This is a genomic window from Allobosea sp. GW821-FHT10B12 (genome assembly GCF_059415545.1).
This window is the reverse complement of the sequence record NZ_JBWKNL010000006.1, coordinates 159,000-181,055: the sequence shown is the minus strand read 5'-3', so window position 1 is coordinate 181,055 and position 22,056 is coordinate 159,000. Positions and strand designations below refer to the sequence as shown.

23 protein-coding genes are annotated in these 22,056 nt (G+C 67.5%); 13 read left to right on the top strand and 10 right to left on the bottom strand.

The window, feature by feature from the left end; all coding sequences use genetic code 11:
- The 3 genes from AC07O0_RS20965 to AC07O0_RS20955 are packed head-to-tail and all read right to left on the bottom strand — an operon-like array spanning position 1 to position 2,939.
- A complete protein-coding gene (locus AC07O0_RS20965; protein ID WP_494625617.1) occupies positions 1-936 on the bottom strand; it encodes a site-specific tyrosine recombinase XerD in 936 nt (311 codons plus the stop codon).
- Positions 933-1,076, bottom strand: a complete 144-nt coding sequence (locus tag AC07O0_RS20960) for a hypothetical protein (RefSeq protein ID WP_057189930.1) — start codon at positions 1,074-1,076, stop codon at positions 933-935. Before AC07O0_RS20960 ends, AC07O0_RS20965 begins: the two co-directional genes overlap by 4 nt.
- Before the next feature lie 30 nt (positions 1,077-1,106).
- Positions 1,107-2,939: an aminodeoxychorismate synthase component I gene (locus AC07O0_RS20955; RefSeq protein WP_494625616.1), complete on the bottom strand. Its 1,833-nt coding sequence runs from the start codon at positions 2,937-2,939 to the stop codon at positions 1,107-1,109.
- A 126-nt stretch (positions 2,940-3,065) separates the two neighbouring features.
- Between AC07O0_RS20955 and AC07O0_RS20950 the strand changes: the two genes are divergently transcribed.
- Genes AC07O0_RS20950 through AC07O0_RS20940 form a run of 3 tightly spaced genes read left to right on the top strand, consistent with a single transcriptional unit; the run spans position 3,066 to position 6,123 of the window.
- Positions 3,066-3,653 carry a shikimate kinase gene (locus AC07O0_RS20950; RefSeq protein ID WP_494625615.1) on the top strand — a complete coding sequence of 196 codons (588 nt, stop codon included), beginning with the start codon at positions 3,066-3,068 and terminating at the stop codon, positions 3,651-3,653.
- Positions 3,653-4,798, top strand: coding sequence for a 3-dehydroquinate synthase (aroB, locus tag AC07O0_RS20945; protein WP_494625614.1), 1,146 nt, complete (start codon positions 3,653-3,655; stop codon positions 4,796-4,798). Before AC07O0_RS20950 ends, aroB begins: the two co-directional genes overlap by 1 nt.
- An 11-nt stretch (positions 4,799-4,809) precedes the next feature.
- Positions 4,810-6,123 (top strand): HlyC/CorC family transporter, encoded by a 1,314-nt coding sequence (locus tag AC07O0_RS20940; RefSeq protein ID WP_494625613.1) that lies wholly within the window; start codon positions 4,810-4,812, stop codon positions 6,121-6,123.
- A gap of 15 nt (positions 6,124-6,138) precedes the next feature.
- Here the strand turns inward: AC07O0_RS20940 and AC07O0_RS20935 are convergent, their stop codons facing one another.
- The 3 genes from AC07O0_RS20935 to AC07O0_RS20925 all read right to left on the bottom strand — a co-directional run bounded on the left by AC07O0_RS20935 (position 6,139) and on the right by AC07O0_RS20925 (position 8,438).
- Positions 6,139-6,696, bottom strand: a complete 558-nt coding sequence (locus tag AC07O0_RS20935; protein WP_494625612.1) for a TetR/AcrR family transcriptional regulator — start codon at positions 6,694-6,696, stop codon at positions 6,139-6,141.
- A 6-nt stretch (positions 6,697-6,702) separates the two neighbouring features.
- On the bottom strand, positions 6,703-7,176 hold the full coding sequence (locus AC07O0_RS20930; protein ID WP_494625611.1) for a nuclear transport factor 2 family protein: 474 nt from the start codon (positions 7,174-7,176) through the stop codon (positions 6,703-6,705).
- Positions 7,177-7,265: 89 nt separating this feature from the next.
- Positions 7,266-8,438, bottom strand: a complete 1,173-nt coding sequence (locus AC07O0_RS20925; protein WP_494625610.1) for a calcium:cation antiporter — start codon at positions 8,436-8,438, stop codon at positions 7,266-7,268.
- 151 nt (positions 8,439-8,589) lie between these two features.
- Between AC07O0_RS20925 and AC07O0_RS20920 the strand changes: the two genes are divergently transcribed.
- Positions 8,590-8,985, top strand: a complete 396-nt coding sequence (locus tag AC07O0_RS20920; RefSeq protein WP_494625609.1) for a hypothetical protein — start codon at positions 8,590-8,592, stop codon at positions 8,983-8,985.
- A 3-nt stretch (positions 8,986-8,988) separates the two neighbouring features.
- Here the strand turns inward: AC07O0_RS20920 and AC07O0_RS20915 are convergent, their stop codons facing one another.
- Both AC07O0_RS20915 and AC07O0_RS20910 read right to left on the bottom strand, forming a co-directional pair.
- Positions 8,989-9,318, bottom strand: coding sequence for a DUF1330 domain-containing protein (locus AC07O0_RS20915; protein ID WP_494625608.1), 330 nt, complete (start codon positions 9,316-9,318; stop codon positions 8,989-8,991).
- A 104-nt stretch (positions 9,319-9,422) separates the two neighbouring features.
- On the bottom strand, positions 9,423-11,231 hold the full coding sequence (locus tag AC07O0_RS20910) for a glucan ABC transporter ATP-binding protein/ permease (RefSeq protein ID WP_494625607.1): 1,809 nt from the start codon (positions 11,229-11,231) through the stop codon (positions 9,423-9,425).
- A gap of 143 nt (positions 11,232-11,374) precedes the next feature.
- On the opposite strand from AC07O0_RS20910, the gene AC07O0_RS20905 reads away from it, so the two are divergent.
- Genes AC07O0_RS20905 through AC07O0_RS20895 form a run of 3 tightly spaced genes read left to right on the top strand, consistent with a single transcriptional unit; the run spans position 11,375 to position 13,745 of the window.
- On the top strand, positions 11,375-12,145 hold the full coding sequence (locus tag AC07O0_RS20905; protein WP_454028491.1) for a motility protein A: 771 nt from the start codon (positions 11,375-11,377) through the stop codon (positions 12,143-12,145).
- Positions 12,146-12,159: 14 nt separating this feature from the next.
- Positions 12,160-12,984 carry an OmpA/MotB family protein gene (locus AC07O0_RS20900; RefSeq protein ID WP_494625606.1) on the top strand — a complete coding sequence of 275 codons (825 nt, stop codon included), beginning with the start codon at positions 12,160-12,162 and terminating at the stop codon, positions 12,982-12,984.
- Between the two features lie 8 nt (positions 12,985-12,992).
- Positions 12,993-13,745 (top strand): M15 family metallopeptidase, encoded by a 753-nt coding sequence (locus AC07O0_RS20895; protein ID WP_494625605.1) that lies wholly within the window; start codon positions 12,993-12,995, stop codon positions 13,743-13,745.
- Between the two features lie 19 nt (positions 13,746-13,764).
- Here the strand turns inward: AC07O0_RS20895 and AC07O0_RS20890 are convergent, their stop codons facing one another.
- Together AC07O0_RS20890 and AC07O0_RS20885 are read right to left on the bottom strand one after the other, a co-directional pair.
- Positions 13,765-14,292 (bottom strand): CAP domain-containing protein, encoded by a 528-nt coding sequence (locus tag AC07O0_RS20890; protein WP_494625604.1) that lies wholly within the window; start codon positions 14,290-14,292, stop codon positions 13,765-13,767.
- A 4-nt stretch (positions 14,293-14,296) separates the two neighbouring features.
- Entirely contained in the window at positions 14,297-16,888 is a 2,592-nt protein-coding gene (locus tag AC07O0_RS20885) for a DUF3772 domain-containing protein (RefSeq protein WP_494625603.1), read from the bottom strand.
- 434 nt (positions 16,889-17,322) lie between these two features.
- Here AC07O0_RS20885 and AC07O0_RS20880 point away from each other — a divergent pair, with 434 nt between their 5' ends.
- From AC07O0_RS20880 to soxA, 6 genes are all read left to right on the top strand, one after another.
- A complete protein-coding gene (locus AC07O0_RS20880) occupies positions 17,323-17,790 on the top strand; it encodes a (2Fe-2S)-binding protein (RefSeq protein WP_494625602.1) in 468 nt (155 codons plus the stop codon).
- A 79-nt stretch (positions 17,791-17,869) separates the two neighbouring features.
- Positions 17,870-20,065, top strand: coding sequence for a xanthine dehydrogenase family protein molybdopterin-binding subunit (locus tag AC07O0_RS20875; protein WP_494625601.1), 2,196 nt, complete (start codon positions 17,870-17,872; stop codon positions 20,063-20,065).
- Positions 20,062-20,508 carry a sulfur oxidation c-type cytochrome SoxX gene (gene soxX, locus AC07O0_RS20870; protein WP_494625600.1) on the top strand — a complete coding sequence of 149 codons (447 nt, stop codon included), beginning with the start codon at positions 20,062-20,064 and terminating at the stop codon, positions 20,506-20,508. Before AC07O0_RS20875 ends, soxX begins: the two co-directional genes overlap by 4 nt.
- Positions 20,471-20,965: a thiosulfate oxidation carrier protein SoxY gene (locus AC07O0_RS20865; protein WP_494625599.1), complete on the top strand. Its 495-nt coding sequence runs from the start codon at positions 20,471-20,473 to the stop codon at positions 20,963-20,965. Before soxX ends, AC07O0_RS20865 begins: the two co-directional genes overlap by 38 nt.
- Before the next feature lie 5 nt (positions 20,966-20,970).
- Positions 20,971-21,297, top strand: coding sequence for a thiosulfate oxidation carrier complex protein SoxZ (soxZ, locus tag AC07O0_RS20860; protein ID WP_494625598.1), 327 nt, complete (start codon positions 20,971-20,973; stop codon positions 21,295-21,297).
- Positions 21,294-22,055: a sulfur oxidation c-type cytochrome SoxA gene (gene soxA, locus AC07O0_RS20855; RefSeq protein WP_494625597.1), complete on the top strand. Its 762-nt coding sequence runs from the start codon at positions 21,294-21,296 to the stop codon at positions 22,053-22,055. Before soxZ ends, soxA begins: the two co-directional genes overlap by 4 nt.
- The last annotated feature ends 1 nt before the right edge of the window (position 22,056 follow it).

Sequence of the window (22,056 nt, the reverse complement as noted above, 5' to 3'; positions counted from 1 at the left end):
CTAGCTCTCGCTGTCCATCAGCGGATGCAGGTCGCGCACCATGCTCTTCAACCGCTCGTCGAGGACATGGGTGTAGATCTGCGTCGTCGCGATATCGGCATGCCCGAGCAGCTCCTGCACGACGCGTAAGTCCGCGCCGTTCTGCAGGAGATGGCTGGCGAAGGCATGGCGCAGGACGTGCGGCGAGACCTTGGCCGGCGACAGGCCGGCCGCCGCCGCCAGCGATTTGAGATCGCGCCCGAAGGCCTGGCGGGTCAGGTGCCCGCTCTCGCCATCGGAGGGAAAGAGCCAGCGCCCGTCAGCCGCGCCCTGCTCGCGCAGCAAAGCGAGATGCGCCGCGGCGGCGACGCGCGCGGCTTCGTTCAGCGGCACCAGCCGGTCCTTGTCGCCCTTGCCGCGCACCACGAGGAAGCGCTCGCGCGTCGTCGCAGCCGAGAGCGGCAGCGCGATCAATTCGGAGACGCGCAGGCCGGTGGCGTAGAGCATCTCGATCAGGCAGCGCATCCTGACGGTTCGCGCTCGCGCCGCGGGCGTCTGCCCCTCCTGCTCCATCATCTGCTGGGCCGTGCCGATCAATCGGTCGACCTCGGCGACACTGAGCACCTTCGGCAATGGCCGGCCGAGCCGCGGGCCCTCGATCGCGGCGGTCGGATCGGTGCCGGCCAGCCCTTCGGTGTAGAGGAAGCGGTGGAACTGCCTGACGGCCGAAAGCCGCCGCGCCGCCGATGAGGCCTTCAGGCCCCGCTCCGACAACTCGACCAGATAGGCCCGGACATCGTCCGCCGTAGCCGCGGCCGGGCCACCCTGGCTCGCCGCGAAACCAAGATAATCCTCGAGATCGCGCTCATAGGCCTCGAGCGTGTTCTTCGCAGCCCCACGCTCGGCCGCCAGCATGTCGAGGAAGCCGTTCAGCCAGGAGCGCGCCTGCTTGCTCATTTTTGCAACTTCGAGGGCGGCACGATCTCGACCATCTCGCGCGGCTCCGGCTTCACGAAGGTCACCAGCGCAATCATGCCGCCATAGATCAGCCCGGCGATCACAGCCAGGAACGTCAGGAACTTGAACAGCGTCGGCACGGCCGGCGATTCCCCATGCACCCCAACCCGTTATTTCTGATCGACCGGGCCGGATGCAAGCACAGAACCCGCGAGCTGCGCGATCTGCAATCCGCGCAGGCTGTTGCCAACGAACCAGCGCTCAGCCTGGCGGACATCCTCAAGGCGCAAAGGGATCTCCCGGGCGGCGCCGGTTTCGATGAGTTCGCGACGCAGCACACCGGGCAAAAGGCCGTGCTCCAGCGGCGGAGTCTGCAGCACGCCATCGTGCTCGACGAAGATGTTGCTGCGACTGGTTTCGGTGACGAAGCCCTGCCGGTTCAGCAGCAGCGCATCGTCGCAGCCTTGCGACGCCGCCCCGGCGAAAGCCTGTTCATAGATCGCCCGGCGCGTCGTCTTGTGGCGCAGGAAGGGATCGCCGGCATCGACCGGCTGCCTCGAAACGGCGATCTGGATCAAGCCGTCCGGCGCAGGCGGCATCGACGCCGTGGTGACCTGAAGCGTGCCGTCGCGGTGCAACTCGCAGCGCACGCGACGCTCGCCCCCAGCGGGGAATGACGCTTCAGCCTCGGCGAGCTGCCCGAGCGCCAGCTCCCGATCGAAGCTGAAACCCAGCGCCGCCGCCGACGCGGCGAGGCGCTCGAGATGCAACTCCAGCCGGACATAGCCGCCCGACCAGCGCAGCGTCTCGATCAGCCCATAGTCCTCGGCGAGATCGGTCAGCACCCGCGCCTTCAGCCGGCACTCGGCATATTCCTCGGCCGGTTTGGAATCGACGACGATGCCGCCGCCGACTCCGTAGACGCCCTCGCCATCAGGCAGCAGTGTCGCGGTCCGGATCGCGACGTTGAAGCTGATGTCGCCATTGGGCGCGATCATCCCGAGCGAGCCGGTGTAGACTGCGCGCGGCGCCACCTCGAGCTCGCGGATGATCTCCATCGCCCGCAGCTTCGGCGCGCCGGTGACCGAGCCGCAGGGGAACAGCGCCTGCATCTGCTCGAGGAGCGACAGGCCCGGCCGCAATTGGCCGGTCACGGTCGAGGTCAGCGTGTGGAAGCTCGGATAGGTCTCGACGCTGAATAGTGCCGGCACTTTGACCGAACCCTGCTCACTGATCCTGCTGAGATCATTGCGCAGGAGATCGACGATCATCAGGTTCTCGGCCCGCTGCTTCGGATCGGCCCGCAAGGCCGCCTTCGCCGCCTCGTCGGCCTGCGCATCGACGGCACGTGCCGACGTCCCCTTCATCGGCCGGGTGATGGCGTACCCGCCAGCGGTCTCGATGAACAGCTCCGGCGAGACCGAGAGGATGCTCGCCTCACCTGTCGCGACCATGCCGCCATGCGCGACCGGCTGGCTTGCCCTGAGCGCGCCGTAGAGTGCGAGCGGATCGCCGCGATAACGGAAGCGGATCGGGAAGGTCAGGTTGATCTGATAGGCGTCGCCGGCGTGGAGATAGTCGAGCACGCGCTGCACCGCCGCCGCGTGTCCGGCCTCGTCCAGCCCGAACGTCAGATCTTCCAGCGGCGCTGGGCACAGGGCCGCAAAGCGCTGGTCGAGCTCTGCCGGGGCAATCCTGCGCGGTGGCTCGAACAGGCCGAACCAGAGTAGCGGCAGGGCTCGCTCGCTCGGCAACAGCCCGGCGAGTCGTGGCTCGAAGGCATAGCCGAGCTCATAGGAGAGCAAGCCCGCGGCGTGCAGCCCGCGCACCAAGCCGGCCTCGATAGCGGCGAAAGCGCGAGCGATCTCGGAGGGCTCGCTCGCTGCTACGATCTCGACTGGCTCGGCGAAGAGCAGCGCCGTCCCCACCCCGCTGCGATCCTCCAGCAGCACGAAGGGCGGCCGCAGCGCAGCGATCCCGCAATCCTCTCCGGCCACCGACACCATGCGCTCCCACCACCCTCGTCGCGGCGCTACGAGCCCGACTCGAAAGGCTCGGTCAAGCCGCAGTGCATCGCACATGGCGGTACCGCGATCCTCATGCTAGAGCGGGCTCAAGGAATTCAGTCGATGACGATGGCGGAAACGATCGAACAGGTGGATCGCATCGCCTTGCGCGCCGCGCTCGGCGCGCGGGCGGTGGTGCTGGTGGGCATGATGGGCTCCGGCAAGAGCTCGGTCGGCAAGCGTCTCGGCGCCCGTCTCGGCCTGCCCTTCGTCGATGCCGATACCGAGATCGAGACCGCTGCCGGCATGACGATTCCGGAGATATTCGCCCAGCGCGGCGAGAGCGAGTTCCGCGACGGCGAGCGCCGCGTCATCGCCCGCATCCTGACCACCCGCGCGCCCCTCGTGCTGGCGACCGGCGGCGGCGCCTTCATGAACGCCGACACCCGCGCCCGCATCGCCGAGCTCGGCGTCTCGATCTGGCTGAAGGCCGAGTTCGACGTGCTGATGCGCCGCGTCCGCAAGCGCAGCAACCGCCCTTTGCTCCAGACCACCGACCCGGAAGCGACCATGCGCCGGATGCTGGCCGAGCGCGAGCCGGTCTATGCGCTGGCCGACATCACCCTGCTGTCGCGCGACGATCCGCATGAGGTCGTTGTCGAGGATGCACTGACGGCGCTCGACCAGCGGCTGCGCCGGGAGAATACGTGATGAACGCAGCGGTCCCCGCTACCGCCGCAGCGGAGCCCATCGTCGTGCCGGTCGCATTGGCCGAGCGCTCCTACGACATCCTGATCGGCCGCCACCAGCTCTGTGAGGCAGCCGAGGTGATCGCACGCCTGGCGCCTGGCGCCCGCGCCGCCATCGTCACCGACGAGAACCTAGCCGCTTTGCATGCCCCGGCGCTCGAATCGTGCCTCAATCGGGCCGGCGTCCCCACCACGCGCCTGACCGTGCCGCCGGGCGAGAGCACGAAATCCTATGCCCGCTTCATCGAGCTCTGCGACGGGCTGCTCGCCGCCAAGATCGAGCGCAACGACCTCGTCATCGCGCTCGGTGGCGGCGTCGTCGGCGATCTCTCGGGCTTTGCCGCCTCGGTACTGCGCCGCGGCGTGCGGCTGGTGCAGATCCCGACCAGCCTGCTCGCCCAGGTCGATTCGTCCGTCGGCGGCAAAACCGGCATCAATTCCAGCCATGGCAAGAACCTGATCGGCGCCTTCCACCAGCCGGCTCTGGTGGTCTGCGACACCTCCTTGCTCGATACGCTCAGCGAGCGCGAGTTCAAGGCCGGCTATGCCGAGGTGGTGAAATACGGGCTGATCGACGACGCCGCCTTCTTCGACTGGTGCGAGGTCAACTGGCGCCGCGTCATGGAGGGGGGCCCCGAGCGCGACCATGCGGTCGCGACCGCCTGCCGGGCCAAGGCCGCTGTCGTCGCCCGCGACGAGCGCGAGGATGGCGACCGTGCCCTTCTCAACCTCGGCCACACCTTCGCCCATGCGCTGGAGCGCCTGACCCGCTACGATTCCACCCGCCTCGTCCATGGCGAAGCCGTCGCGATCGGGCTTAGCCTCGCCTTCCGTTTCTCGCAGCGCCTCGGCCTCTGCTCCGGCCAGGATGCCGGCCGCGTCGCTGCCCATCTTGCCGCCGTTGGCCTGCCGACCCGGCTGCAGGACGTGCCCGGCGGCACCGGAACGGCCGCCGAGATCGTCGAGGCGATGACCCAGGACAAGAAGGTCAAGCGCGGCGCGCTGACCTTCATCCTGGCGCATGGCATCGGCAGGAGCTTCATCGCGCCCGGCGTCGCCACCGAGGCGGCGCACGACTTCATCGAAAGTGAACTCGCAGGGGCCTGACCGCTTCCTCCATGGTAGCCATTCCTCATCTCGATCCCTGGCTCGCCATTGCCGTCGTCGCGCTCGGCGTGCTGCTGACCGGCTTCCTCGCCGCCGCCGATGCGGCGCTCCATGCGATCTCGCGTGCCAGGCTGGTCCAGCAGGAAAAGGCCGGCAGCCGCCGTGCCGCGATCGTCCTGCGGGTGCTCGGTGACCGTGAGAGGCTGAGCGGCGTCTTCCTGCTGGCGCGCACGCTGGTGAAGACCGCGACGGCGAGCTTCGCCGCCTATGCCGCGCTCGCCTCCTTCGGCGTCAGCGGCGCAGCCGGCCTCGCGATCGCGGTCGCGCTCATCGTCGTCGTCGTCGGCGAGCTCGCCCCACGCATGGCGGCCGTTGCCGACCCCGAGCGGATGGCGCTCAAGCTGGTACGGCCGGTGGCGCGCCTGCTCGCCGTGCTCGGTCCGCCGGTCCGGCTGATGCAATGGTTCGCGCGCCGCTCGCTCGGCCTGTTCGGCCTGCGCATCGATTCGCAGCGCCCGGTGCTGGCGATCGACGAGATCCTGCGCGACCAGGTCGAACTGATGCGCCAGGAGGGCACGGTCGCGAAGGCCGACGGCGACATGGTCAGCGGCCTGCTCGACCTGAAGCAGCTCGAAGTCGCCGATGTGATGATCCACCGCACCAAGATGCGTACGATCAATCTCGATCTCGGCCCGGAGACGATCGTGCGTGAGGTCCTGGCCTCGCCCTATACCCGCATGCCGCTCTGGCGCGACAAGCCCGAGAACATCGTCGGCGTCCTCCACGCCAAGGATCTGCTGCGCGCGCTCGACGCCGCCGGCGGCGACGCCTGCAAGCTTGATGTCGCGACCATCGCGCTCGAGTCTTGGTTCGTGCCGGTGAACACGCCCCTGCCCGAGCAGCTCAAGGCCTTCCTCGCCCGCAAGACGCATTTCGCCCTCGCGGTCGACGAGTACGGCGAGGTGATGGGGCTGGTGACGCTCGAGGACATCCTCGAGGAGATCGTCGGCGACATCCGCGACGAGCACGACGTCGCCGTGCCCGGCCTACGCCAGCAGCCGGACGGCGCCGTCATTGTGGACGGCGGCGTGCCGATCCGCGACCTCAACCGGGCGATGGACTGGCAGTTGCCGGATGACGAGGCGACGACCATCGCCGGCCTCGTCATCCACGAGGCCCGCGCCATCCCTGACGCCGGCCAGGCGTTCACCTTCCACGGCTTCCGCTTCGAGGTGATGCGCAAGAGCCGCAACCGGCTGACCGCGCTCAGGGTGGCCCCCGCCGGCAACGGCACGCATGAACAGGAGCCCGCGACCGCCGCGTGATGGCGGCCGGATCGCTCAACCGGCAGGCTGCAGCCTGAGGCGCAGCCGTGCGAGCAACCTTGTAAAGATCACGGCCTCGTCGCGAGCCCGCGCCAGGACGAGCCCTCCCTGGATCAGGGCCAGGATTTCTTCCGCCAGCCCGTCCGGATCGGCATGACCGCTGCGGGTGAGCGCGCCGGCGAGCGCATCCTGCCAGGCGGCGAAATAACCGGCGATCTGCGCGGCAAAACGCTCGCGGGAATCGGCCAGGGCCAGCGCCCCGACCAGGCAGATGCGGCGGCCCGAGCGAAAATAGCCGTCGACCGCGACGAGCATCGCTTCGATCGCGGCCGCGGCATCGCCGTCCGCTCGGAGAGGCCGGAACACCTCGCTCTCGAACCAGCCGTCGATCTCGTCCAGTACCGCCTTCGCCATCTCCTCCTTCCCGCCCGGGAAGAAGTGATAGAGGCTGCCCTTGCCGAGCCCGGTGCGCGCGCCGATCACGGACAGGCTCGCCGCCTCGAAGCCGTAGTCGCGAAAGATTTCGCCGAGCACCGGCAGCAGGTCGACCCGCTCGCTGATTCGTCTTGCCATCAGCCCTTATAGGCCGAGATCGCTGAGGCCGGGATGGTCGGCCGGGCGCGGGCCGGACGCGTCCCAATGGAACTTCCGCGCCGCTTCCGCGATCGGCAGGTCGTTGATGCTGGCATGGCGGCGGGCCATCAGGCCGTTCTCGGCGAATTCCCAGTTCTCGTTGCCGTAGGAGCGGTACCACTGCCCGGAATCGTCGCGCCATTCATAGGCGAAGCGCACGGCGATGCGGTTGCCGGTGAAGGCCCAGAGTTCCTTGATCAGCCGATAGTCGAGCTCGCGCTGCCATTTGCGGGTGAGGAAGGCTTCGATCGCGGCCCGGCCCTGGAATATCTCGGCCCGGTTCCGCCAGCGCGAGTCCTCGGTATAGGCCAGCGCGACCCGGGCGGCATTGCGTCCGTTCCAGCCGTCTTCGGCGGCCCTGACCTTCAGGATCGCGGTGTCCTCGCTGAACGGCGGAAAAGGCGGCCTTGCTTCGCTCATGGCAAATTTCCTGTACCAATCGGTAAAGACTGGACCGATTGGTACAGGCAAGATGCCACCTCGTCAATGCCTGCCGCCGAGCCTCGTGGTCAGGGGCTGAAGACCAGCACCAGGAAAACGAAGAACACCGAGAGGTGCACTGCGCCCTCCAGCATGGTGGTGCGCGTGCCGGTGAAGGTCAGGGTGCTCAGGAGCAGCGTCATCGACAGGATCACCATGTTGGTGCCGGAGAGGCCAAGCACGACCTGCTGCCCGGTGAGCAGGCCGATGACCAGGACCGCCGGCACCGTCAGCCCGAGCGTCGAGGCTGCAGCGCCCAGGCAGAGATTGATCGCCCGCTGCAGCTGGTTGGCGGTGATCGCCTTGAGCGCCGCGATGCATTCGGGCGTGAACACCACCATGGCGATCAGGATGCCGCCGAGCGCGACCGGCGCGCCGAGCTTGGCGATGCCGAAGTCGAGCACCACGGCGAGGCTCTTCGCCAGGATCACGATCGGCAGGATGTTGGCGAGCAGCAGGATGACATGCGACTGCGTCGAACCTCCCGACTGCGGATGCGGCGGCTCCTCAGCCGGCTCGGCATCGGACGCAGGCGCTGACGCCAGTTCGGGATCTGGCTGCATCCTGGCCCGGGCATAGGCCGCGCCGTAGGGCATGTTCGACTCGCCCGCCGGCTCCTTGAAGAAGACACTGTGCCGGCCGGTCTGCAGGATCAGGAAGGCACCGTAGAGCAGGAGGGTGAACAGCGAGAAGGCGACCGACTGGAAGGTGGTCAGCGTGCCGTCCGCGGTCGAGGTGGTGAAGTTCGGCAGCACGAGCGGGATCAGCGTCAGCGGGATGATCACCGCCAGATAGGCCGAGGCGCCCTTGAGGTTGTAGCTCTGCGAGAAGTGCCGGAGACCGCCGATCAGGAGGCCGATGCCGACGACACCGTTGAGCACGATCATCAACACCGCGAACATGGTGTCGCGCCCGAGCGTCGGCGCACCCTTGGCGCCCAGCATCACCGCCGAGATCAGCGCCACCTCGATGATCACGATCGAGAGCGTCAGGATCAGCGTGCCATAGGGCTCGCCGAGCCGGTGCGCCAGCTCTTCCGCCTCGTGCACCACGCCGAAGGCCGACCAGACGATCACGCCGAGCAGCCAGGCGAAGATCAGCAGAGACGGCATGGGAGCGCCGAGCTGTGCGAGCAACGTGCCGCCGAAGAGCTGGAAGGCTGCGACCGAGGCCCAGGCGCAGGCGAGGCGGGCGATCATCATGTCAGGCAATGGATCCGTCGTTGGAAAAGGAGAGAGGCGAGTACGCGCCGAAAATGATCTCACAACGGCACGCCTGTGACACGCGATTGTTGCCTCGGCCGCGCCGCCTGTCTTTCGCAAAGGCGCCACAAAGCAAGCCGAGACCAGCGTGATGAGCGCGCTCGATCTTCGCCTTGTCTATCTCCCTCTCCTCACCGGCGCGGCGCTGCTTGCGGGCCCGGCAGCGACGCGCGCCCAGCCGGAGCCGTCCTTCCGTGCGAGCTGCGGCGAGTTGCGCGCTGCGCTGAAATCGCTGGCCGGCCGGGAAGGCGAGCTCGTCACCATCCAGGTCGAGGGGCCGCTGACCATGGTCAAGACCGGCGCCGGCTTGACCTATCTCGGCCTGTGCCAGGCGCCCGACCCGCAGGTACTCTGCGTCACCTATGGCGACAACGGCCGAAAAGCGGGCGAGCGCGTCATCGTCAGCGGCAGCTGGGAGCAATTCGGGCCAGACCACGTCAAGCTCGACCCTTGCCTGCATCACCTGCCGGACGAACCCGCGCCCTGACAGTCAGCCCAGCTTGGCCAGGAAATCGGTCGCCTTGTACCCGTCCGGCACGCCGTCGAGAATGATCGCGGCGCTGCGCGAATTGCGCGTCCTGAGCGGCAGGATCGCCTGATAGGCCGGCGAAGCGTACCAGCCATGGGCAGCGTCGCGGTCCGGAAAGGCGATGACGACGAGATCGCCCTCCCAAGGCCCCTCCATGACCTCGGGCGTCACACCATGGATCAGGAAGCGGCCACCGAAGGGCACGAGCGTCTCGTCAATGCGCTTGATGTAGTCGACGATCTCGGCGTTCAGGTCGACGTCGCGCAGATGGGCGATGGCGTAGGCGGTCATGATGCAGTTCCCGTTCGGAGCGGGCTTCGAGCCCGCGACGGCAGGGACCATGCGTCTGGGATGGCGGCCAGTCGATTACCTGAGAGGTAGCAATGACGCGGCGCTCAGCCGTCGACGATGCCTTTGCTCGCCAGTGACGAAGGCTCGGTCGCAACAGGCTTGTCGGTCACCAGATACTGCGCCCGCGCCAGGGCGGCGAAGCGCCCGCCCTTGGCGACCAGCTCCTCGAAGGAGCCCATCTCGATCACCTTGCCCTGCTCGAACACCAGGATCCGGTCGGCATTGCGGATCGTCGCGAGCCTATGCGCGATGACGAAGGTGGTGCGGCCCTTCATCACCTCGTCGAGCGCCTTCTGCAGCTTCACCTCGGTCGCCGCATCGAGTGCCGAGGTCGCCTCGTCGAGGATCAGGATCGGCGGGTTCTTCAGCAGCGCGCGGGCGATCGACAGGCGCTGGCGTTCGCCGCCTGAGAGGGTGCGGCCGCGCTCGCCGACGATGGTGTCGAGCCCGTCGCTCTGGCGCGCCATCACCTCAGTGGCCTGGGCCCGGTCGAGCGCTTCCATCATCTCCGCATCGGTCGCGTCCGGCTTGCCGACGGTGAGGTTCTCGCGGATCGAGCGCGCGAACAGCATCGGTTCCTGGAAGACGACGCCGATATTGCGCCGGAGAGAGAGCAGCGAGATCTCACGGATGTCGCGCCCATCCGCGAGGATGCGGCCCGATTGCGGATCGAAGGCACGATGCAGCAGGCCAAGCGTGGTCGACTTGCCGGAGCCGGTCGAGCCGACGATCGCGATGGTCTCGCCAGCCTTCACCTCGAAGGAGACGTCGGCGACGGCAGCACGCTTGCCATCATAGGAGAAGGAGACGTCGTCGAAGGCGATCCGGCCTTCAAGCCGCCCGGCATCGGGCGAACCGGGCTGGTCGCGCACCGCCGGCAGCGTGTCGATCACCTCGAAGAACTCGCGCATCTTCGGCGCCTGCATGAAGATGAAGTTCACGAAGGCGACGATCTGCTCGAGCCGGCCGACCAGCATGGTGGCAAAGCCCATGAAGGTGACGATCTCGCCGACCGTGGTCAGGCCCTGCATCAGCAGCCAGGTGCCGACGACGAAGATCGAAAGCACGGTCAGCGTCGCCGAGGCGCGCGTCGCGACGGTGGCCACCGCCCACCAGGTCAGCACTGGGATCTGCGCTTCGAGCAGGCTGGTGATGGTGTTGCGCAGGCCGCGCACCTCAGCCTCGATCCGGGTGAAGCTCTGGATCACCGGCACATTGCCGAGCGCATCCGAGGCCCGCTCGGCGAGGCTGGAATGGTAGGCCTCGACATTGCTCTGCAATTTGTCGGTCTTGCGCAGCACGAAGGCGGTGAGCGTGCCGAACAGCACGACGAGGAAGATCAGCACCAGGCCGAGCTGCCAGTTCTTCCACAGCGTGAACGGCAGCAGGATGAACAGCGCGACGAAGCTGGCGCAATGCTCTCGGAAGAAGGAGAGCCACAGCGCCCACATGCCGCTGGTGCCTTCGAGCATCACCTTGAGCACGCGGCCGGAATGGGTCTGCGTATGGTAGGCGAGCGGCAGCGTCAGCGCGTGCTCGAAATAATTCGCCATCACTGCCAGCCGGCGGCGATGCGCCAGCCGGTCGGCGAAGAGCGCGACGAAGACGCCGGCGCCGATGTTGAACAGGCCGAAGCCGACCCAGGCGGCGAGCAAGGTGCTGATATCGGCCCAGCCCGGGCGCGTGCCGGCGGTCTGCAGGCTGGTCAATTTGTCGATGAGCGCGCCGAACAGCATCGGCTCGGCGAAGGCGGCGCCCGCCAGCGCGACGTTGGCGAGCGCAAGAATGAGCCCGAGGCGCCGTTCCGGGCCGAGCTCGCCGAGGACGCGGGCGTAGATCGCAAGCAGAGACATTGCCAAAAGCTTTAGCCGAGGCTGCGGCGTGAGCAAGCCCTCAACCTTAACGCTTCCTTCAATTGCCGCTCCTTATGGTTTCCGGGACAGCGAAAGCTTGGGCCCGGCCGAATGCCGGGTCTGGCCGGCTTGGGATGGCATCCATGGATATCGCGACCGGCGTCGGCATTCTGGGCGGCATCGCCACTATTTGCGCGATCATCATCATCGACGGTGGCAATTTCGCCGCCTTCTACGACAAGCACGCTGTCATCATCATCTTCGGCGGCGCTGCGGCCGCGACGATGATCCGCTTTCCGTTCTCGGTGATCGCGCACGGCCTGCCGATGGGGCTGCGCTTCGCCTTCACCATGCGCTCGATCCATCCGCGCGAGCTGATCGACGAGATCACCCGCGTCGCCGAGATCAACCGCAAGAGCGGCCCGGTTGCGCTCGAGAATGTCGAGGTTTCCGACACCTTCCTGGCCCAGGGCCTGCGCTACATCGCCGATGGCTACGACAAGGACTTCATCCGCGACACGATGGAGCGCGATCGCGACAACTTCCTCCAGCGGCTCGATGAAGGTTCGAAGGTCTATCGCGCCATCGGCGACTGCGCTCCGGCCTGGGGCATGATCGGCACGATTCTCGGCATGGTGACGATGTTCGCCAACATGTCCGACCCTTCCAAGCTCGGCCCGGCCATGGCGACAGCGCTGCTGGCGACGCTCTATGGCGCCGTGATCGCCAACATGATCACGCTGCCGATCGCCGACAAGCTGCACATCAAGCTGGAGGAAGAGGAGATCTCGCGCACGCTGATCATCGATGGCGTGCTGCAGATGCGCGATGCCAAGAGCCCGACTTTGGTGCGCGAAATGCTCCTCGCCTATCTGCCCGATCATCACAGGGCCGAGATGGCCGAAGCGACCTGAGCGGACCTTAGCCGATGGCCAAGAAGAAACGAGGCGGGCATGGCGGTCACGGCTGGTTCGTGACCTTCGCCGACCTCATGGCCCTGCTCATGGCCTTCTTCGTCATGGTCGCGGCCTATTCCAGCCAGGACAAGCAGAAGCTCCAGATCGTCGCCGGCTCGATGCGCGAGGCCTTCGGCACGCAGCGCGACTTCAAGCTCGCCGGCATCGTCGAGGTCGACGGCATCCCGACCAAGACACATATCAAGAACGCCTATGTCCGCCCGATCGAGGACGCCTCCGACAACACCGCGCCGAACCACAACCAGCAGAAGGAAGACGGGCTGGTCGCGGCCACCCATGACCGGGGCTTTGCGCTCGCGGCCGCCTCGCTGCGCCAGGCGCTGCGCGAGATGCCCGAGATCGGCGAGCTCTCGCGCAACATCCTGATCGAGGTCTCCGAGCAGGGCATCGACATCCAGCTGGTCGACCAGGACGGCCGCGCCATGTTCGACGAAGGCTCGGTCCAGCCGAACGAGCGCATGCGCAGGCTGCTCGCCGCGATCGCGCCGACGCTGCGGCGCATGTCCAACAAGATCGCGATCACCGGCCACACGGCTTCGCAGCGGCCAGGCACGATCGCACCCGGCAACCCCTGGGCGCTCTCGGTCGGCCGCGCCGCAGCGGTGCGCGAGTTCCTCGGCAATGCCGGCGTGCCCGATGAGCGCTTCAGTTCGGTCACCGGCAAGGCCGACACCGAGCCGCTGGTCAAGGACAACCCCTATCTCGCCTTCAACCGCCGCGTCGGCATCGTACTCAAGGCGGATGCGCCGCCGCTGCCGGTCGGCGCCAAGCCCTGAGCTGCGGCTTGCGGCGCGCTGTGATCGCCAAGCGGGTGCTGACAGCCGCCTTGCTAGCGCTTGCCTCGCGCCCCCTCTACGCCGAGCCGCTGCCAGCGGGCTTCGTGCGACTGCGCGAGCTCGCGCCGACGATCGCGCAGGACATCCGCTATGCGACGCCGTTCAATTTCACCGGCGCGGCCGTTTCCGGCTACGGCCGGGCTGAATGCGTCCTGACGCGTGCGGCTGCCGACGCCTTGATCCGCGCCGAAAAGCGGCTCGCACGACAGGGCTACGGGCTGAAGCTGTTCGACTGCTATCGTCCGGCGCGCGCGGTTGCTGCCTTCAACGACTGGGTGAAGCGGCCCGGCGCGTCCGAACTCGGCCGCATCTTCCATCCCGGCATCGGCCGCGGTGAACTCGTCGCCAGAGGCTACATCGCCGGCAATTCAAGCCATTCGCGCGGCTCCACCGTCGATGTCGGCCTGATCCGCGCCGACGAGGCCGCCTTGCCGACACCTGCAGAAGCCGGGCCTTGCGATGGCCCGCTCGCCACCCGCCCACGCGAGTCCGGGCTCGATCTCGGTACGAGCTTCGACTGCTTCTCGGAGCAGAGCGCTCTCGGCCATCCCTGGATCACGGCCGAGGCTCGCCGCAACCGCGAAACCCTCGCCGCAGCGATGGCGGCCGAAGGTTTCCGCGGCTACGGCAAGGAATGGTGGCACTTCACGCTGGCGAAGGAGCCGTTTCCGAGGACGTCCTTCGATTTCGCGATCGAATGATTGCGCCGGCTGCGCTGGCTCAGGGCGCGACCACCAGAGCCCAGTAGACCTGGTATTTCGAGCCCGGCGCGTAGGCGGAGGCGATGCCCATGCGCGTCGCGTTCGGAGCCTTCATCACCCGGTCATGCTGCGGCGAGTCGCGCCAGCCGGAGAAAGCTTCGGCGAGGCGCCTGTAGCCGGCCGAGAGATTGGCTTCAGCGCCGGCCTGCCCCGCTCGTGCGAGCTTCGCCTTCACGGCCTCGGCCTGGGCCGGCTTGTCGGCAGCCGCCATCGCAGCGGCTTCCTGCTCGGCAGCCTGCATCAGCTCGGGATCGAGCTTCAGAGCGCCGAGGCCGGCATTCAGCCGATAGGCCGAGATGGTCGCGCGTGCCGCCTCGGCATCGACCCTGGCCGAGGGCGAGCCGAGATCGCGATAGAAGGCCGGTTGTGTCCGCACTGGCTCGGTGCAACCGGCGAGGTTCAGCAGCGACAAAGCTGCCGCAAGCGCAGCGGGGCAGCTCATCGACCGCAGCCGCTGGCGCGCGGTGGAAGCGAAGGGAAGGCGCATCGCATCAGTCCTTGGTCTCGTCCTTGCCGCCGCTCGCGGCCGGTTCCGGTTTGGCGGGCGGGGGAGCCTGCGTTTCCTCAGGCTCTGCCTCGGCCTCTGGCTCCGGGCCCGAGCGCTTGATGGTGACGCGCCCGCTCGCCGGCTTGGCGCGGCGGCCGATCTCCTTCGACACCGCCGCAGCGATCTCGCCGAGCGAATGCTCGACGCCCTCCAGCCCCTTGACCGTGAGCTCGGTCGGAACTGGTGTCTCCATCTCGGTCAGGCGCCTGTGGATGACGTAATTGAGGTCGCTGGTGACCCGCCCGACGATATCGACCTCGCCGACGACGCAGATCAGATCGAAATCCATCGTCGTCGTACCGAGCTTCTTGAACAGCACGTTCGGCGGCGGCTTCTTCAGCACGTCGCCATGCGCTTCGGCCCCGTCGAGCAGCATGGCGCGGACCTCGGTCGGGTTGAGCCGGCGCGGCACGCTGATCGAAATCAGCACCCGGCCCGTCCGATCGGAGCGGACGCGGTTGCGGACCACGCCAGAGACCAGGTTCGAGTTCGGCACGATCACCGAGGAGCGATCGAAGGTCTCGATCTCGGTCGAGCGGACATTGATGCGCTTGACGATGCCTTCGGCGTCACCGACCAGCACCTGGTCGCCGACCCGGATCGGCCGCTCCCAGAGCAGGATCAGGCCGGAGACGAAGTTCGACACCACCGACTGCAGGCCGAAACCGATACCGACCGAAAGCGCCGAGGCGACGAGCGTGAGCCGCTCCATGCTGAGGCCGAGCGACGAGAAGCCGATCGCCGCGGCGGCGGCGTAGCCGACATAGCCGGCCGCCGTGGTGATCGAATTGCGCAGGCCGGTATCGAGCGAAGTCGTCGGCAGGAACTTGCCTTCGAGCCAGCCCTGCAGCGAGCGCGTCGCCGCCAGCCCGAGGGCGAAGAGCAGGATCGCCACGACGATCGAGGAGAGCGAGACCGTGACGCCACCGACCTGGAAGCCGAAGAAGGCGGCTCGCAGCGACGTCGTCAGATCCGTCGATTCCAGTCCCCAGGGCGCCAGCGCCAGCATGATCGTGACGACGATCAGCACGATCTTGAGCGCACCGGCGAGCACCACCGCGATCTTCTGCAGCGTCGCCGCGCGCAGGCCGATTCCGGCCCGCAGGGTCAGCGCGAAGCGGCCCTCGCCGGTCAGCTGGCTGACGATGCCGAGATCGACCAGCTGCATCAGCAGCACGAAGACGGCGGCGAGGATGCCGAGCCAGATCACCTGCTCGGTCAGGAAGGTCGCCAGCACGACATAGCCGAGCAGCAGCGACAGGATGATGGCGAGGCCGACAGCCCAGCCGAGGATGCGCACCGGCCCGAGGCTCGCGCCGTCGACCGGCACATAGGGGCCGAGGCACGCCTCCTCCTCGATCTCCTGATTGTCGCGCAGGCGATAGAGCCCGGCAATCAGGATGATCGCGAAGACGGTGGCGACGACGCCCCGCACGATGATCGACAGGGTGAGGCCGGCGGCGATCGCCTGCAGCCAGGCTTCCAGCACCTTGCCGATCGCCATGACGATGGCGAGCGAGCCGGCGAGCCGGGTCACAGTCTTCGCGGTCGATTCCATCACGCTGGCGAGACGCCGCTGCGGCTCGCCGGGGGCGAACAGCGCATCGACCAGCGCCTGGACGAAGGCGAAGAGGGCGAGCCCGAAGACCGCGGCCAGGATCACCGGCTGGATCCGCGGCGGCAGCAGGCCGGCGGTATTCAGGCCGGCATAGATCAGCCAGCTCGCCAGTGCCGGCGGCGCCGTCCGTGCGACGACACGGATGAGCGCCGCATAGAGGATGTGGCGGTCGCTCGAATCGACGCTCGACGCCAGTCGCGCCGTCAGCCGCGGCATGTAACGGGCACGCGCGACATAAAGCGCGATCGCGCCGAGGAAAGCGAACGCTACCAGGACGCCGCGGGGGCTGAACAGGGCCGAGGTGAAAACCGAGAGCCAGTCGCCGAAAATGAACTGCGAGGCGCGCAGATCGGAGGGGAAAGCCGTCAGCGTCGTCGACCAGACCTCGGGATTGAGGATGGACGGCCCGGCCGCGAACAGCGCCTTGGCGAAGCGGTCGCGCCTGAGATCGCTGATCGAGCTCTGCAATTGTTCGGCCTGGAGCAGCGTCGCACGACCGATCTTCAGCGTCTCGTCGGCCTCCGCGAAAGTCTTGGTGCGGGTTTCGCGCTCGCGCGCCACGTCCGGCGTCTCCGGAGGCGCATTGGCATCCGGCTTCGCCCCGAGCTGGTCGAGCCTGAGCTTGGCCTGCTCCGTGCGTGGCCCCTGCTCATCGGTGAGGATGCGCAGCTGGTCGAGCAGAGGCTGCAGGCGCAGTCGCTGACGCTGCAGCTCGGCGTCCGAGACACTCGGGTTGGCGAGCGAGGCTTCGATCTGCGTGAGCTCGCCGCGAACGGAATCCAGGCGGGCCCGGGCGCTGGCCGGATCAGCGATCGGCTGCGCCAGTGCCGCCAGTGGCAAGAGCAGCAGCGCCAAGGCGAGCAGCACGGCGCTGCTGGACTGACGGAAGGCTCGCCGCAAGCGGGAGGTCATCGGCATCGTTGCCCTGCCATGCTGATTCGCATCGTCGCGCAGCCTCGCCATTGCCAGCTGTCGAAAGCAAGCATGTCGAAATCGACGTCGGCATTGCCGGATTCGCGGCTGGGCCGCACCGGAAGATGAGACTTGAGCAAAGGCATCACATTCCTGTGAGAGCACACCGATGCCGGTGCGGCTGACGCACCGTGTCTTCGACAGAAAACCGGACAGCATCATGGCGGCGCCGGCAAAAGCCGTCCGGATCGAAGAACCTATGCCCAGAAACAGCCCAACGGGACCGTGATCGCCGGTGAGCGTACAACCTCTGGCGGTAATCGTACTTCTGGGTTTGAATTCCTCCAAAGAACACATCCGGCGCTGACGGCCGGCTCGGGTAAACGGCGAGGCGCGCTGGCTCTCTCGTCGATCTTGGAATCGAAACCGGGAGGTTTGCGGTGGCTAAGCTCAGTATCAATGGCAAGACGATTGACGTTGCGGTCGAGGACGATACGCCCCTGCTCTGGGTCATCCGCGAGCAGATCGGCCTGACCGGGACGAAATATGGCTGCGGCGTCGCCCAATGCGGCGCCTGCACGGTGCACATCGATGGTGTCGCCACCCGCTCCTGCACCATGCCGGTGAGCGCTCTCACCGCCGAGCAGAAGATCGTCACGATCGAGGGCCTCTCGCCCGACGGAAACCATCCGATCCAGAAGGCCTGGATCGAGCACGACGTGCCGCAATGCGGCTTCTGCCAGAGCGGGATGATCATGGCCGCAGCCGCGCTGCTGCAGGCCAATCCCAAGCCGAGCGATGCCGACATCGCCGCCGAGATCACCAATATCTGCCGCTGCGGCACCTACAACCGCGTCAAGGCCGCGATCAAGGACGTCGCCGCCGGCGGCCAGCTCGGCCGCGGCTGATCTGATTTCCCCTTTTTTCCTGCGCACGGCTCGAGCGCCACAGCCTCGCCGCAGCGCCATCCGCATTCAGGAGGACGCCATGAGTCTAGCCTCTGTGACCGATACGAAGCTCTCCCGCCGCAGCATGCTGAAAGGCTCGGCCGCAGCCGCCGGCGCCTTCAGCTTCGGCTTTTCCGTCCCGCTCTCCGCCGAGGCACAGGCCCAAGGCGCGGTGCCGGAGGTCAATGCCTGGGTCGTGGTCCATCCCGACGACAAGGTGGTGATCCGCATCGCCCGCTCGGAAATGGGCCAGGGCACGCTGACCGGCCTCGCTCAGCTCGTCGCCGAGGAGCTCGATTGCGACTGGGCCAAGGTCACCACCGAATATCCGACCCCCGGCCAGAATCTCGCCCGCAACCGGGTCTGGGGCAATTTCTCGACCGGCGGCAGCCGCGGCGTGCGCGAATCCCATGAATATGTCCGAAAAGGCGGCGCAGCCGCCCGGATGATGCTGGTCCAGGCCGCGGCCGATGGCTGGAAGGTGCCGGCGGCCGAATGCAGCGCCGTGAAGGGCGTGATCACCCATAAGGGCTCCGGCCGCTCGATCCGCTATGGCGAAGTCGCGGCGAGCGCGGCGAAGCTCCAGGCTCCGGCGCCGGCCAACGTCCCGCTCAAGGACCCCAAGGACTGGACCATCGCCGGCAAGCCGCTCAAGCGGCTCGACACCGCCGACAAGACCACCGGCAAGAAGGTCTACGGCATGGATTTCAAACTGCCGGGGATGCTGAACGCCGCGATCAAGGACTGCCCGGTCTTCGGCGGCAAGGTGAAGAGCTTCGACGCCGCCAAGATCAAGGACATGCCGGGCGTCAAGCATGTCCTGCCGGTCGGCGACAGCGCGATCGCGGTCGTCGCCGACACCTGGTGGCGCGCCAAGAGCGCACTCGACGCGCTGCCGATCACCTGGGACGAGGGCGAGCACGCCAAGGTTTCGAGCGAGAGCATCGCCGCCTGGCTGAAGGAAGGGCTGGACGCGCCGCAGGCCGCCGTCGGCAACCAGAACGGCGACGTCAAAAGTGCCATCGCCAATGCCGCCCGCGTCATCGAGCAGGTCTATTCCTACCCGTTCCAGAACCATGCCTGCATGGAGGTGATGAACGCGACCGCGCTCTACACGCCTGAGCGCTGCGAGGTCTGGACGCCCACCCAGAACGGCGAAGCCGCGCTCGCTGCCGCATCCGAAGCCTCCGGCCTGCCGCTGGCCAAATGCGAGGCCTACAAGATCGACCTCGGCGGCGGCTTCGGCCGGCGCGGCGCGGTCCATGACTGGGTCCGCCAGGTCGTCGCCATCGCCAAGCAGATCCCCGGCACGCCGGTGAAGCTGATCTGGTCGCGCGAGGAGGATATGCTGCACGGGCGCTTCCACCCGGTGACGCAATGCAAGCTCACTGGCGCGCTCGACAAGGACGGCAACCTGACCGGCCTGCATCTGCGCATCTCCGGCCAGTCGATCGTCGCCGGCATCTTCCCGCAGAACATCCAGAATGGGCGCGACCCCGCGGTGTTCCAGGGCCTCAACCCGCCGGGACCGGAGGCCTCGATCGGTTACACCGTGCCGAACCTCCTGATCGACCACGCCATGCGCAACCCGCATGTGCCGCCGGGCTTCTGGCGCGGGGTCAACCTCAACCAGAACACCATCTATCTCGAATGCTTCATCGACGAACTGGCGCATGCGGCCGGCAAGGACCCGCTCGAATTCCGCCGCGCACTGATGAAGAACCACCCGAAGCACCTCGCCGTGCTCAACGCCGTCGCCGAGAAGGCCGGCTGGGGCACGAAGCCGCCAGAGGGCATCCATCGCGGCATCTGCCAGACCATGGGCTTCGGCTCCTATGTCGCGGCCGTCGCCGAGGTCTCGGTCGATGCCCAGGGCAAGCTCAAGATCCACAAGATCACCGCCGCGACCGATCCCGGCCACGCCGTCAACCCGGCGCAGATCGAGCGCCAGGTCGAGGGCTCCTTCGTCTACGGGCTCTCCGCCGCGCTCTTCGGCGAGTGTACGGTCAAGGACGGGCGCATGGTCGAGGAGAACTTCGATACCTATCCGGTCGTGCGTATGGAGGACATGCCGGCGGTCGAGACGATCATCGTGCCGTCGGGTGGCTTCTGGGGCGGCGTCGGCGAGCCGACCATCGCGGTCGCGGCGCCGGCGGTGCTGAACGCGATCTTCGCCGCCACCGGCAAGCGCGTCCGCAACCTGCCGCTCAAGAACACGGATCTGCGCAAGGCGTGAGGCTTGCCGCGATCCGGACCGCGCTGATCGTGCTGGCGCTCGCGAGCGCGTCAGCCAGCGCGCTCGAAACCTATAACGTCGTCGGCGACGCGATCCCCGCGCCGCTCGGCGGCAAGATCGGCGATCCCGAACGCGGGCGGGCTCTCGTGCTCGACCGCAGCCAGGGCAACTGCCTGATCTGTCACCATGTGCCCGAGCCGAACGAGCCTTTCCAGGGCACGATCGGCCCGGATCTCGCTGGCGTCGCCAGCCGGTTCGATGTCGGACAACTGCGCCTGCGCCTCATCGATGCCAGCCTGCTCAACCCGCAGACGGTGATGCCGCCCTATTTTCGTAACCAAGGATTGCGAGACGTGGCACCGGCCTTTCGCGATCGGCCGGCGCTGAATGCCCAGGAGATCGAGGATGTCGTCACTTATCTCGCCAGCCTGCGTACACCCTGAACCGGCGCTCTCGCGCCGCGAGGTCATGGCGGCCGGCGCTGCCGGCCTCGCGCTCGCCGCCTTGCCCGCATCAGTTCAGGCGGCGGCACCGCCGGCGCTCGCCGAGCTGATCGCGCGCGTGACCGAAGGCGCGGTGCCCGAGCGCAACCGCATCACCTTCGACATTCCTCAATTGGTCGAGAACGGCAATTCGGTCGATGTCGCGATTCAGGTCAAGAGTCCGATGACGGATGCCGACCATGTCCGCTGGATCCATGTCATCGCCGAGAAGAACCCGTTTCCCGACGTGGCGCGTTTCCATCTTACGCCCCGCAGCGGCCGGGCCGACATCCGCGCCACCTTGCGCCTCGCCACCTCGCAGAAGGTCGCGGCAATCGCGGCGCTGAGCCGCGGCGGCTATGTCATGGCCGATGCCGACATCGTGGTGACGCTGAGCGCCTGCATCGACGGAGGCTAAGGCCAATGGCATCGTTCAACGCCCGCATCACCATGCCGGCCGAGGCAAAGGCCGGCGAGATCGTCGAGATCCGCGTCCTCGTCCGCCATCCGATGGATCGTGGCGGCCAGGTCGACGCGGAAGGGCGCGTCGTGCCGCGCAAGATCCTGAACCGGCTGACCGTGACCTATGCCGGCGAGCCGGTGTTCCGCTACGACATGCACACCGGCGTCTCCGCCAACCCCTTCGTCAGCTTCACCACCCGCGCCATTGAGACCGGAGAGCTGACCTTCGAATGGCGCGAGGATGGCGGGGCGACCTTCACCCGCACCGCTCGTCTCGTCGTGACATGAGCGCTGCCGGCCGCGTCGTTGCGGCGAGCCTACTCGCGCTGGCCGGCGCCGCTGTAGCGCAGGAGATCAAGCCGGGCAGCGCCTTCCTCTCGCCGCAGATGCAGCGCCAGCAGGAGGACGAGGCCCGCAATCCCGGCTGGCTTTGGGTCGAGCAGGGCGAGGAACTCTTCAGCCGCCGCGAGGGCAGCGCGCCGAGCTGCCTCTCCTGCCACGCCGATCCCAAACAGAGCCTGCGCGGGGCCGCCACCCGCTATCCGCAGGTCGACGGAGCAAGTGGCAAGCTGATCAATCTCGAGGGCCGCATCGAGCAGTGCCGGGTCGACCGGCAGAAGCAGCCGGCCTTCGGCTATGAGAGCCAGGAGCTGCTCGGCCTCACCGCTTATGTCGCCTCGCTCTCGAAGGGCGTGCCACTGTCGGTCTCGACGGAGGGCGCTGCTAAGCCCTATTACGAAGCCGGCAAAGCCTTCTACGAACGCCGGCAAGGCCAGCTCAATCTCGCCTGCACGCAATGCCATGACGGTCTCGTCGGCCAGAAGCTGCGCGGCGACACGATCAGCCATGGCGTCGGCACCGGCTACCCCGCCTACCGGCTCGAATGGAATGGGCTCGGCTCGCTGCACCGGCGTTTGCGCGCCTGCTCGCTCGGCGTCAGGGCGACGCAGTTCGACTACGGTTCCGACGACTACCTCGCGCTCGAACTCTATCTCGCCGTGCGGGCCAAGGGGCTCGCGCTGGAGGCACCGGGTCTGCGGCGATAGG